The sequence below is a fragment of the [Borrelia] finlandensis genome (assembly GCF_000181875.2).
Lineage (GTDB): Bacteria > Spirochaetota > Spirochaetia > Borreliales > Borreliaceae > Borreliella > Borreliella finlandensis.
Genome location: NZ_ABJZ02000005.1, coordinates 210,239 through 223,341 on the forward strand (window position 1 = coordinate 210,239; position 13,103 = coordinate 223,341).

Below are 13,103 nucleotides of genomic sequence, written 5' to 3' on the forward strand. Positions count from 1 at the left end.
ATGAACAAAATAAGATTCTTAGATAAATACTTGGTTCAAAAAATAGCAGCAGGAGAATCAATAGACAGGCCATGTTCAATATTAAGGGAATTGCTAGACAATTCAATAGATTCTGGAGCTACTAAAATTGAGGTTTTTCTTGAAGAAGGGGGAATTCACAAAATCTTAATAATAGATAATGGAAGCGGAATAAGTAAAGAAGATTTAAAAATCTGCTATCTACCACACACTACTTCAAAAATATCATCGGAAGAAGATTTAAGAAAAATAGAAACTCTAGGCTTTAGAGGAGAGGCTCTCTCTAGTATTGCAATTTGCTCCAACATTTCAATAACAAGCTCAACAACTAGCAATGAAAGCTATCAAATAGAAGTAGAAAATGGAATTGAAAAATGCTTTAAAAAACAACCTGCCATAAACGGAACAATAGTAGATGTCACAAAAATATTTCACAACTTCCCGGCAAGGAAAAGATTCTTAAAGCAAGAACCCATTGAAACAAAAATGTGTCTAAAAGTTTTAGAAGAAAAAATAATAACCCACCCCGAAATCAATTTCGAAATTAATTTAAATCAAAAGCTAAGAAAAATTTACTTTAAAGAATCGTTAATTGACAGGGTTCAAAATGTATATGGAAATGTAATAGAAAATAATAAATTTAGGGTCTTAAAAAAAGAACATGACAATATAAAAATAGAAATATTTTTAGCACCAGATAACTTTTCTAAAAAAAGTAAAAGACATATTAAAACATTCGTCAACAGAAGGCCTATCGATCAAAAAGATCTCTTAGAAGCAATAACTAATGGACACAGAAGAATACTTTCTCCTGGCAACTTCCCAATATGTTATTTATTTTTAGAAATAAACCCCGAATATATTGACTTTAATGTACACCCTCAAAAAAAAGAAGTAAGATTTTACAATCTTCCATTTTTATTTAAACTAATATCTGACAATATTAATAATTTTTTTGATAAAAACATAAATAACTACCAAGACATAATAATAAAAAGACAATTAACAGAAGATGATCATTTAATAGAAATGACAAACCAACCAGAAAACTTTAATGAAATCAAGACATATGATATACCACAAAACAATAATTTAGAAACAGAGGGTAATGTAAGCGAGCCAAACAAAAACATAACACAAAGCAATATTGACCTTAGAAGATATAATTCAATTATACAGAATAGACCAACACTCAGGGAAAACATTGGAAACATTTTCTCTGACAACTTTTTAGAATCTGAAGAACCTCCAAATAAAAATGAAAAAGAAGAAATAAAATTTAACTATATCGGACAAATATTCTCTGAATTTTTAATCGTTGAAAAAATAAATGAAATTTACTTCATAGACCAACACGCAGTTCACGAAAAAATAATATATGAAAAACTTAGAAATTCAAAAAAAATTGTTCAAAAACTTCTAGTACCAATTGAATTCACAGTAGTTGATAAAAACATAGAAGAAATTATAGATAGTGAGATTGAAGAATACAAACAAATGGACATTATAATCTCTAAAATAGGCTCTAAAAAATATCAACTTGAATCTATTCCTAATATTTGTAGTCAATATGAAAATACTCTTATTAACTTTTTTCAATCAAGAAGAAGCAGGACAATAAATTCTCTTGAATCTGACTTATACGCAACTATTGCCTGCAGAAAGGCTGTTAAAAGAAATGACATGCTAAGCGTTGAATTTAGTAAATTTTTAATAAATGAATTTTTTAAACTAGAAATCAAACATTGTCCTCATGGACGAAAAATTTATTACAAAATATCTAAATTTGAGCTTGAAAAAAAAGTTGACAGAGCATAAAATAAAACCAGAGTTCCCATGATAAAAAAAATCAAATCAGAAATCAACTTGTTAAAGATAGAAAAAGACAAAAATTTAATTGAGCTTGGGAAAATATTAAAAAATAATAATATAGTAGAATTAAAAAATTTAAACCACTATCCCAATTTAAAATTAGTAGAAAAAGAATTGTATCAAATGAAAAGCAATTTAAGCAAATCAGAAGAAAATGAAAACATATTAAAAAATTTAAACAAAAAAATTTATATTCTTAAAAAAGAATATAAATCTACTAGTAAATCATATAAAAAAAACCTTAAAGAAATTGCTAAAACAATAATCGAAATTTATCCTCAAAATCTAGAATTAATATCCAAATACAATATGAATTTTTCTAAATTGAAACTTGAAAAATATAAAAAAATAGAATTAGCAAGCGATCATAAAACAAAAAGTTATTTACAAAGAATAATGCTTGAAGTTAGCTCAACAATAAACAATATTATTAATATGATAAATGTATATAAAATATCAAAAGAATTTGAAAAGCAGGTATTCACAAAATATTACCCTTCTGAAAACTTTGGAAGCATAATGAATGAATTTTCATTAAATAAAAAGTTAAACAATGCAATTGTTAAAGAATTTAAAATAATAAATGAAATCAAAACAAATATAAAAAACATAGAAGAAGAAATAAAAGAAATAATATCTACAAGCAAAAAAGAAAAAATATACAAAAAGAATAAAATAAAAAACGAAATCAATGTTATTACAAAAAACAAAGAAAACATTTTAAAAAAAATTGCTGAAGAATTTATTGAAATCACAAAAAAAGATAAAATGACAGCCAAAACCAATGCAATCAGCTCAATAATTCAAAAAATAGAAAAAATAAACCAAAAAATATTAAACTTAAATAATGATTTACTAAAAATAACAAAACAGGAAGAAATAAAAAACATTCAACAAAAGATACAAGCCCTAACAAAAGAAAAAAATAAAATTAATAACAAATTAGACGTATTAACTTCTAAAATAGAAGTTATTCAAAATGAACTTGACAATGAATAAAAAATAAATATAATAAATTAAAGCTAAGGGCCCATAGCTCAGTTGGTTAGAGCACCCGACTCATAATCGGTAGGTCCCAGGTTCAAGTCCTGGTGGGCCCATTTTAATCTTTTCAACCAACTTTAAAAAAAAGATTTGAATTTTTTTCGACATAATAAAAACTTATGTAATTATCAAATGCTTTATCAATCTTTAGAATATCCATTGAATCAATTCTAACAACTGAAGAAACAGGATGTAGTTTATCTTTATAGGTTTTAACAAAAAATACTTTGGAATTGCTTAACTTGTTCAACATTTCCATATCTTTAGACTTATATACATAATTGTGAACATCATCTAAATCATATTTTGACATGCCCAAAGAAATAACAAGCTCTCTATTGTATACTCTCATGCCCTTATCAAAAAGACGAACACATGAGGTAAAATCTTCAAAAGTTTTATCAAAAAAATTAAACCTCAAATCCTTACAATATAGAATATCCTTTCCAAGGCTAGAATCAATAAAAAAAGAGCTATAATTATTATTAATAACTTGAATAAACTCATTAGTGTTCTTATTCTCTATTGCTAATTTAAAAACATCTTTTGAATTTATAACTTTAATTGCAAAATCAAAACTCATAGAGTAATCTAAGCGATTTTCAGTAAAATAATAATTTATCTTATAATCAAGCTCTTTTATCTCCGGATAATTTATGTCGCAAGAACAAGCAAAACAACAAAAAAACAATATTAATTTAATTTTTAATCCGCTCTGCATACTCTTTGGTTTCAGAATTAATTAAAACCTTATCTCCAACGTTAATAAAAAGTGGAGCTTTTACTACAAGCCCTGTATTAAGAGTAATGTTTTTCATTGCATTTGTTACAGTATCACCTTTAACAGCCGCCTCAACTTCTACAACTTCAAAAGCAATCTTTGGAGCCAGCTTAATATCAATAACCACATTGTCAAAAGTTACAAGAGAATAGATTTCAGACTCCTGCAAAAAAGGCACTTTATCTTGCAAATTAGCACTTTCTTTTAAGTCCAAACTAACTTGATCATAAGTTTCTAAATCCATAAAAACCAAAACGTCTTTATCTTTGTATAAATACTGAGCACTAACTTCATAAATTTCAATAGCTTCTGCAGTATCTGCCCCTTTTAAAGTTTCTCTAATGACAAATTTGTTTTTTAAGTTCTTAAGCTTTAACCTTACTATCGCCCCTCCCCTACCTGTTTTTGAGAATTCTCTTTCAAGAACAATATAGGGAGCCCCTTTGATAAGCAAAAAAGAACCTTTTTCAATCTCACTAGATTTCACTACTGCCATTTAAATACCTCGCAAAACTTAACATACAAATCTAGTAGTAATTTATACCAAAAAATTAAAATATTTGCTATTATTCCTCAATTATAACTTAATCAATAAAGTTAATTTGTAATTGACTTATTTTAAATTAATGCTATTATATACTTAAACAAAGGAGTTTACTTGATGAAGAAAGTTATTATCTTAATTTTTATGCTATCAACAAGTTTATTATACAACTGTAAAAATCAAGACAATGAAAAAATTGTATCAATTGGAGGATCTACAACTGTAAGCCCAATACTAGACGAAATGATTTTAAGATATAATAAAATAAACAATAATACTAAAGTAACATACGATGCACAAGGAAGTAGTGTTGGCATAAACGGGCTATTTAACAAAATATACAAAATAGCAATATCATCAAGAGATTTAACAAAAGAAGAAATTGAACAAGGGGCAAAAGAAACTATATTTGCTTATGATGCTTTAATTTTCATTACAAGCCCTGAAATAAAAATTACAAATATTACAGAAGAAAATCTAGCTAAAATACTAAATGGAGAAATTCAAAATTGGAAACAAGTGGGAGGTCCTGATGCTAAAATCAACTTTATCAATCGAGACTCTTCTTCTGGTTCTTATTCGTCTATAAAAGACCTACTTCTTAATAAAATATTCAAAACTCACGAAGAAGCTCAATTTAGACAAGACGGAATAGTGGTAAAATCTAATGGAGAGGTAATTGAAAAAACAAGCCTTACTCCCCACTCAATAGGATATATAGGTCTTGGATACGCAAAAAATTCAATAGAAAAGGGTTTAAATATTCTTTCTGTTAACAGCACATATCCTACAAAAGAAACAATAAATAGCAATAAATACACCATTAAAAGAAATTTAATAATAGTTACAAATAATAAATACGAAGATAAAAGCGTAACTCAATTTATTGATTTCATGACAAGCTCAACCGGACAAGATATTGTTGAAGAACAAGGCTTTTTAGGGATAAAAACATAATTAAATTAAAGAAAAAAAAACTTGACTTAATCTTAAGTCAAGTAATACAATTTAACACTGGCATGAGCTTTAAGGGATTCTTTTAAAAAATGCATCTAAGCTTAAAGACAAAAAGAAAAATAATTGAAATTATTTTCAAATCTTTTATTCTTATATCTGCAATAATCAGCTCCCTATCAATATTGTTTTTGGGTTTATTTATATTAAAAACCGGAATAATGCCATTTCTTAATAACAAAATTAAAATTTTAAACTTTTTATTTAGCACAAATTGGGATCCTACTAGCAATTTACAAAAATCTTATGGTATTTTGGCATTCATTATTAATTCATTTTTAACTACACTTTTTTCTATTTTAATTGCTTTACCAATTGGGTTGGGATTTGCTATATATTTGCTTGAAAAAGCAAAAGGATTTTATCGACAATTTTTACAAACAGTAATAGAGCTTTTAGCGGGAATCCCCAGTGTAGTTTACGGATTTTTTGGAAGCACATTTATTGCAGCTTTAGTAAAAAACATTTTTCAAAGAGAAGACAATTTGGGATACAATTTAATAAGCTCATCACTCATATTAAGCATAATGATAGTCCCCACAATAATTAGCGTTTGTTATTCATCGCTCAAAGCTGTTCCAAAATCATATAAATTTGCATCTCTTGCATTAGCAGCAACAGACTGGCAAACAATATATAAGATAATAATACCATCAGCTAGTCGAGGTATTTTAGCAGGAACAATATTGGCAATAGGAAGAGCTATTGGAGAAACCGTGGCAGTATTAATGGTCGGAGGAGGCTCTCCTCTTTTTATAAAAAACATATTTTCCCCTATTAGAACACTAACTGTAAACATTGCTATGGACATGGGATACGCCTCGGGTGTTCACAGAGAAGCTCTCTTTTCTACAGCTCTAGTGTTATTGCTATTTTCAATAATTACAAATTTACTCAAAAATTTTATACTATCTTCCAATAAAGGGTTAAAGAAAAAGTGACTAAAACTCAAACAAATAAATTAATTAATAAGTTCTATTTCTTTATAATCAATTCTATTGCATATTTTTTAACAGCGGTATTAATTTTTCTAATAGCGTATGTATTATACAACTCTTTATTTTATTTCAAAAAAAAACAAACTTTATTTTTAAACAAAACTCAAAGCTTTGTACCATTTAAAACAGAAGACGGCAAAGAAATACAAATTGCTTTTATTGTTAACAAAAATATCAACGCAGATAAAATCTCAATAGAAGACATTCACAACATATATAATAATAAAATTTCACACTGGGGAAGCATTTCAGACCAGGGAATTGACATTATACCTATTGCAAGTTCAATTGACAGCATATCTAACAAAGCTATTCTAAAAACACTAATCAAAAATAATGCATTTAATAAAAGATACATAAAAATTGAACCATCTACCAAAAAAATACTTCAAACCATAAACAGCACAATAGGCTCTGTAGGCTATTTAACAAAAGAAGAATTTGAATCCCTAGATTTTAAATTATATCCCAATATTAAAGCTTTAAAAATAAAAACTATGTCTGTCCTAATAAGTAAAAAAACTTTAACAAAAAATGAAAATGAAATAATCAATACATTAGGTGTTGATGAAGTTGAAAAACTTATTAAAGGCAAAGAAAAATGGGTCAATTTAATATCAAAAGATATTAAATTAGAAATAATAAAATATCTTGATCAAGAAGAAAATATAATACAATCTATAGAAAAAACAGAAGGCGCACTAGCAATTGTGCCTTGGCATTATTTTCAAAATTTTAAAGCACCCTTTATTAAAATGCATTATGTTGACAAAAGCAGCCCTTTAAATTTAAATTTCATATTATCTATTCCAAGAGATTCTGGCACATATGGTGGAATTTCTTATTTAATATTAAATACTTTTTATGTAATACTATTAACAACCGCTATTTCAATATGCATTGGAATAGGAACTGGCATAATGCTTGCCGAATACACTTCTAATAAAATATTTTACAAAATACTGTCTATGAGCGTTGACATTCTCTCCTCAATTCCCGCAATAATTTTTGGACTTTTTGGACTGATTTTTTTTGTGCCAATTTTTGGAATAGGAATACTCTCAGGAGCAATAACAAGCTCCCTAATGATATTGCCAATGATAGTTAAAACAACCGAAGAGGCATTTAAAACAATCCCAAAATCATACAAATACGCTTCATTCGCATTAGGGGCAAATAAAACAGAAACTATAATTAAGGTTATGGTTCCAGCAGCTATTCCTGGAATACTAACAGGAATAGTTCTTGCAATAGGAAGGGCTTTAGGAGAAACGGCTGTATTGCTTTTTACAATGGGAACAAACTTAGGGCTTGCAACAAATTTAAATGAACCTTCAAGAACATTAACTGTACACTTACTAATGTTATTTCAAGAAGGACACCTGGACAAAGGATTTGGAACAGCCTCAATACTTGTTATTATGGTACTCATAATAAATTTAACATCAAAATTTTTAATAAACAAATTATATAGGATTAAATAAGTGATAAAAGAAAAAGATACACCAAAAAATGAAGTTATAATAGAAACGGAAAATCTAAATCTATTTTATACAGACTTTAAAGCTTTAAATAAAATAAACATGAAAATACTGAAAAATAGTATTACCGCCTTAATAGGCCCATCTGGCTGTGGCAAATCAACATTCTTAAGAACTCTTAATAGAATGAATGACCTTGTTGAGGGAATTAAAATAGAAGGCAATGTAATATATGAAGGGAAAAACATTTATTCAAATAATTTCGATATCCTGGAGCTTAGAAGAAAAATAGGAATGGTATTCCAAACCCCTAACCCATTTTTAATGTCTATCTATGACAATATAAGCTATGGTCCAAAAATTCACGGAACAAAAGATAAAAGAAAGCTAGACGAAATAGTAGAACAATCATTAAAAAAATCTGCACTCTGGAACGAAGTCAAAGACAAACTTAATACAAATGCCTTAAGTCTCTCAGGAGGCCAACAGCAAAGGCTCTGCATTGCAAGAACTCTTGCAATAGAACCCAATGTAATACTAATGGATGAACCCACCTCTGCTCTCGATCCAATATCAACAGGCAAAATTGAGGAGTTAATAATAAACTTAAAAGAAAGTTACACAATAATCATTGTAACTCACAACATGCAACAAGCCGGAAGAATATCTGACAGAACCGCATTTTTCCTTAATGGATGCATTGAAGAAGAAAGTTCAACTGATGAATTATTCTTCAATCCTAAAAATACTAAAACTGAAGAATATATCAGCGGAAAATTTGGATAATTTTAACCTAATGAAACATCGAGAAACATCATTAATGTAAAACCAATAACACCAAATATACTTGGCACTTTATTGTCAATGTCTTTTCTCTTAGCTTCAGGTATTAATTGTTCAATTGACACATAAATCATAGCTCCTGCAGAAAAAGCCAAAGCAAAAGGTAAAATTCGAGTAAAAGAATAAACCGCATAAGCACCCATAAGCCCCCCCACAATTTCTACCAATCCTGACATTTGGCCATAGTTAAAGCATTTTGCCAAAGCAACATTACCTCTTCTTAAAGGTAGAGAAATAGCTGCTCCTTCGGGGATATTTTGAATACCAATACCAAGCGTAAGAAGCATAGCCCCAACTAAAGTTTGAATATCTGGATTAGACGCCAAGGCTCCAAAAGCAACTCCAACAGCTAATCCTTCTGGAAAATTATGTAAAGTAACAGCAGTAAAGAGTAAAAAATCTTTTTTACCATGTTTAGTTAAGTCTTCATCAATAAAAGTAAGTTTATCCAGATCTGGAACAAATACGTCTACAATATATATAAAAAATGCTCCAACAAGAAATCCAAAAACAGCCGGCACCCAAGTAATGTATCCAAGCTCTTCAGCTCTTTCTATAGCAGGCTGAATAAGTGAAAAAAAACTGGCCGCTATCATAATACCAGCTGAAAAACCAAGCATAGCGTCCATTATTTTATTATCTACCTTTCTAAAGAAAAAAACTGCTGCTGCTCCAAAAGCTGTAGTAAACCAAGTGAAAGTAGAGCCCAAAAGCCCCAATAATACAGGATGCAAAGTTAATAAATAATCTAAAATTGATTTTATCATAAAGCCTCCTATTAAAACAAATCAACAAATAATAAACAATTTTATTCATCAATCAAAATAGCTTTTATTCTTCTTATACCCGAAGATGAGGATTGTTCTTTTTGTATTTTAAAAGTACCAAGTTCATTGGTATTCTCTACATGAGGGCCTCCACAAACTTCAAGCGAAAATCCATCTATCTCATAAACGCTCACCAAATCGTCATATTTTTCTCCAAAAAGAGCCATAGCACCTTTTTCTCGAGCTTCACTTAATTCCATTATAATTTTTTTTACAGACAAAGAATTTTTTATCTGTAAATTAACAATCTCTTCAACTTTTTTTATCTCATCATCCGTCATCTTTTCAGAATGAACAAAATCAAACCTTAATCGCTCAGCAGTAATATTGCTTCCTTTTTGTCTAACATGATCGCCTAGTACTAATTGAAGTGCCTTATGCAGTAAATGGGTCGCTGTATGTAGCTTAGTGGTCTCATAAGTATAATCGGCAAGCCCTCCTTTAAAGACTTTGTCACCCCCTTTCTTTGAAGTTTTTTGATGCTTTTTAAAATGCTCATTAAAACCCAACTTATCAACATTAAAGCCATATTCAATAGCAAGCTCTTCTGTTACTTCGTATGGAAAACCATAAGTATCGTATAGTTTAAAAGCGATATCACCAGGAATAGTCTTAGAAGGCAAATTTCTTGTTATTTTAATAAATTCTTGCTCTCCTTGAGATAAAGTTTTAAAAAACTTTTCTTCTTCTTTGCTTAATTCCTTTTTGATAAAATCTTTTTTTTCTGTTAGCTCATTATAAAAAGATCTATAAATAGCTTCTACAGAATCAACAAGATCAGCTAAAAAATGGGATTTTATCCCAAGTTTCTTTGCATATCTGATAGATCGCCTTATTAGTCTTCTTAAAACATATCCTTGCCCCAAATTGGAGGGAAAAACAACAGAACTATCAGCAAGAATAAAGCAAGCTGCTTTAACATGATCAGAAATTATTCTAATACATCTATCATCATCTTCTTTTTGTCCATAAATTTTACCAGAAATATATTCTATTCTCTTTATTATGGGCATAAATGCATCTGTATCATAAACTGAAGATTTGCCCTGCAAAAAAGCAATTGTCCTCTCAAGACCCATTCCCGTATCAACGCATTTTCGACCCAATTCTATGTAATTGCCATTTTCATCTTTATTGTATTGCATAAAAACATTATTCCAAATTTCAAAATATTTACCACAAGAACACGTAATATTACAGTCAAGAGAACATTTAGACTTTCCAGTATCCACATATATTTCAGTATCTGGTCCACAAGGCCCTTTAGATCCAACAGGCCCCCAAAAATTATGATCCTTAGAAAGATAATGTATTCTATCTTTGGGAATACCCAGACTTTCCCAAACTTTAGCAGTCTCTGTATCACGCGGAATCTCTTGATCGCCTTCAAATACACTCACATAAAGACTGTCTTTTGGAATATTTAAATAATCAGAAGACGTCAAAAATTCAAAACTACACTTTACAGAATACTCTTTAAAATAAGCTCCAAGAGACCAATTTCCAAGCATTTCAAAAAAAGTTAAATGGCTTAAATCTCCAACCTCATCAATGTCGCCTGTTCTTAGGCATTTTTGAACATTAACAAGCATATCTCCTGATGGATGTACTTCTCCAAGAAGATACGGGATAAGGGGCTGCATGCCGGCTGTATTAAAAAGAACTGTAGGATCATTTTCAGGAACTAATGATTTCCCCATTATTTCAAAATGTTTTTTTGATTTAAAAAAATCAATATATTTTTTACGCAACTTATTAAGTGTCATTAAATAAATTCCTCATTTTTTCTATATATTATTAAATCGCCTTTTAAAGTTAAATTTTTAATATAATTAACAAAAGCTGTTGTCATAGTTTTTAAATCTTTTTTACTTATTTTCCCCAAAAAAGCTTCTTCGTCTAAAATAATTTCTTTGCGCCTTTTTGAAACATTTGAAAGCATTTTATCTCTAACCTCATCAGCTTTATCCTTAATAATAATTGCAATCTCTTTGTCTGTAAACTCTCTTAAAATATTATGAAGGTCATTATCCATTATTCTCAATATTACATTGATATCAAATATTTTTTCTCGAATTTCACTGTCCACAACAGGATTTAAATCCCGCATATTAATATTATTAAGCAAATTTTTCTCTTCATTAGAATCCATATAGCTTAAAATATCAACAAGTATCTTAGATCCATCAAGTTTATCTGTCTTAAGATTCCCTTGCATCTTAAATCTATCCTTAAGCTTATTTGAAATTGCCTCTATTGTCTCCATGCTCAATTGCCTTGGTTTGGCAAGATCTTTTACAAATTTTCTTCTATCTTCTTCTTCTAGCATTGAAAAAACATATTTTTTTTGATCTTTATTTAAATAATTATATAATATAACAAGCGTTTTAATATTCTCATCCTTAATTAATGCCCAAAGTTGTTCATGCTCAATTTTAGACAAATAATCAAAAGGAATAAAAATATCATTACCAGTAACTTTTTTATAAATTGATTTTGCTTTAGATTTTCCTAATGCTTTATTTAATAACTCATAAGCAAAGTTATCATCAACCTTAACATACCTTTTTTGATTTCTTAGTAACTCTTCAAATTCTTTAATAATATGCTCTTTTTCTTCTGGAGCAATATAACTAATCTTTGAAATTTCTCTGGTAATTAAGATTATATCTGAATCATCAAGCTCAGACATAATCTTAGCAGATTTTTCAAGTCCAATAGCCAAAAAATATTTTGCAATCTTTGTGACCTTACTCTCTTTGCGAATAAACCCTGGCTTTAACTCATTAATATTGTTGGATTTAGGCTCGACAGGTGCTTTACTTTTATTACCCTTAATAAGGCTTATCCAAGATCTAAGCATAGAGCCTTGAATCTCTGAATCGGAAAAATTTTTATTTAAACTTAAAGCATCAATTTCTTCAACAGTTTTTTTGCTTAAATTTTTAGCATTTTTATACTTGGAAAGCCTAGGATCCTGCATAACTTTCATCTCTTTTAATGTTTGTAAGAACTAGTAAATTGGGATGCTCTTTGAGAAGTCTGGCTGGACATTCATTAATAGAACTATTAGAAGCTAAAAAATTTTCTAAAGCACGCTTTTTATCAACACCCATAAATAACAAAACAACAGCCTTTGAACTAAACAAAGATTTCGGCGTTAAGCTTATTCTTTTGTTTGGGAATTTGGGAGAATTGTATTCATACTGATAACCTTCTACATCTGAAAACAACAATTTTCTTGAAGGGAAAAGCGATGCTATGTGGCCATCCTCACCAACAGAAACTATAATAAAATCAAAAATATTAAACCTAGAATTAAATTCAATATTATAGTCATGAATAGCTGTGGCTTCGTCTATTTCGCTATAAACAAAAGCATGAAATTTGGAAATGCTTATTAAATTTTTATCAACCATTTTGGAAAAAAAATTTTTATTTAAAAGATTATAATTGCTATTCTCATCATTTAACGGAACACACCGTTCATCAACTAAAAAAAAATGCGATCTTCTAAAAGAAAAATTTTGTTTAAGAAAAACGCTTAAAAAGCCAACTATACTTCGACCGCCACAAATTCCAATACTTGTATATTTATCTTTATCTACATTCATATTAAAAAAATCAAAAAATCTATCTTTTAAATAATTCTCTTCATCAGAATATAAAAACTCCATCTAA

12 protein-coding genes and 1 tRNA gene are annotated in these 13,103 nt (G+C 28.8%); 7 read left to right on the forward strand and 6 right to left on the reverse strand.

The window, feature by feature from the left end; all coding sequences use genetic code 11:
• The 3 genes from mutL (at position 1) to BSV1_RS02235 (ending at position 2,990) form a co-directional block, all read left to right on the forward strand.
• The gene (gene mutL, locus BSV1_RS02225) at positions 1 to 1,836 is read left to right on the forward strand and encodes a DNA mismatch repair endonuclease MutL (protein ID WP_008882391.1); all 1,836 of its coding nucleotides are present in this window, start codon (positions 1 to 3) and stop codon (positions 1,834 to 1,836) included.
• 18 nt (positions 1,837 to 1,854) lie between these two features.
• Entirely contained in the window at positions 1,855 to 2,889 is a 1,035-nt protein-coding gene (locus BSV1_RS02230) for a coiled-coil domain-containing protein (RefSeq protein ID WP_008882518.1), read from the forward strand.
• Positions 2,890 to 2,916: 27 nt separating this feature from the next.
• Positions 2,917 to 2,990, forward strand: a tRNA-Ile gene (locus tag BSV1_RS02235).
• Positions 2,991 to 3,001: 11 nt separating this feature from the next.
• Here BSV1_RS02235 and BSV1_RS02240 read toward each other — a convergent pair.
• Positions 3,002 to 3,655: a hypothetical protein gene (locus BSV1_RS02240; protein WP_008882463.1), complete on the reverse strand. Its 654-nt coding sequence runs from the start codon at positions 3,653 to 3,655 to the stop codon at positions 3,002 to 3,004.
• On the reverse strand, positions 3,633 to 4,211 hold the full coding sequence (gene efp, locus BSV1_RS02245; protein ID WP_008882431.1) for an elongation factor P: 579 nt from the start codon (positions 4,209 to 4,211) through the stop codon (positions 3,633 to 3,635). The genes BSV1_RS02240 and efp overlap by 23 nt, the downstream gene beginning before the upstream one ends.
• A 165-nt stretch (positions 4,212 to 4,376) precedes the next feature.
• Here efp and BSV1_RS02250 point away from each other — a divergent pair, with 165 nt between their 5' ends.
• The 4 genes from BSV1_RS02250 (at position 4,377) to pstB (ending at position 8,538) form a co-directional block, all read left to right on the forward strand.
• Positions 4,377 to 5,216 carry an extracellular solute-binding protein gene (locus BSV1_RS02250; protein WP_008882429.1) on the forward strand — a complete coding sequence of 280 codons (840 nt, stop codon included), beginning with the start codon at positions 4,377 to 4,379 and terminating at the stop codon, positions 5,214 to 5,216.
• Positions 5,217 to 5,305: 89 nt separating this feature from the next.
• The gene (gene pstC / locus BSV1_RS02255; RefSeq protein WP_008882493.1) at positions 5,306 to 6,214 is read left to right on the forward strand and encodes a phosphate ABC transporter permease subunit PstC; all 909 of its coding nucleotides are present in this window, start codon (positions 5,306 to 5,308) and stop codon (positions 6,212 to 6,214) included.
• Positions 6,215 to 6,270: 56 nt separating this feature from the next.
• Positions 6,271 to 7,755 carry a phosphate ABC transporter permease PstA gene (pstA, locus tag BSV1_RS02260; RefSeq protein WP_083858439.1) on the forward strand — a complete coding sequence of 495 codons (1,485 nt, stop codon included), beginning with the start codon at positions 6,271 to 6,273 and terminating at the stop codon, positions 7,753 to 7,755.
• On the forward strand, positions 7,756 to 8,538 hold the full coding sequence (gene pstB / locus BSV1_RS02265; protein ID WP_002660520.1) for a phosphate ABC transporter ATP-binding protein PstB: 783 nt from the start codon (positions 7,756 to 7,758) through the stop codon (positions 8,536 to 8,538).
• A gap of 2 nt (positions 8,539 to 8,540) precedes the next feature.
• On the opposite strand, the gene BSV1_RS02270 is transcribed toward pstB, so the two are convergent.
• From BSV1_RS02270 to BSV1_RS02285, 4 genes are read right to left on the reverse strand one after another with little or no spacing between them, the layout of a single operon-like run.
• A complete protein-coding gene (locus BSV1_RS02270; protein ID WP_002556818.1) occupies positions 8,541 to 9,362 on the reverse strand; it encodes a ZIP family metal transporter in 822 nt (273 codons plus the stop codon).
• Between the two features lie 41 nt (positions 9,363 to 9,403).
• Positions 9,404 to 11,188, reverse strand: coding sequence for an alanine--tRNA ligase (locus tag BSV1_RS02275; RefSeq protein ID WP_008882711.1), 1,785 nt, complete (start codon positions 11,186 to 11,188; stop codon positions 9,404 to 9,406).
• A complete protein-coding gene (locus tag BSV1_RS02280; protein WP_008882775.1) occupies positions 11,188 to 12,405 on the reverse strand; it encodes a flagellar motor switch protein FliG in 1,218 nt (405 codons plus the stop codon). The genes BSV1_RS02275 and BSV1_RS02280 overlap by 1 nt, the downstream gene beginning before the upstream one ends.
• Positions 12,392 to 13,099, reverse strand: a complete 708-nt coding sequence (locus BSV1_RS02285; protein ID WP_008882829.1) for a 6-phosphogluconolactonase — start codon at positions 13,097 to 13,099, stop codon at positions 12,392 to 12,394. The genes BSV1_RS02280 and BSV1_RS02285 overlap by 14 nt, the downstream gene beginning before the upstream one ends.
• Positions 13,100 to 13,103: the final 4 nt, after the last annotated feature.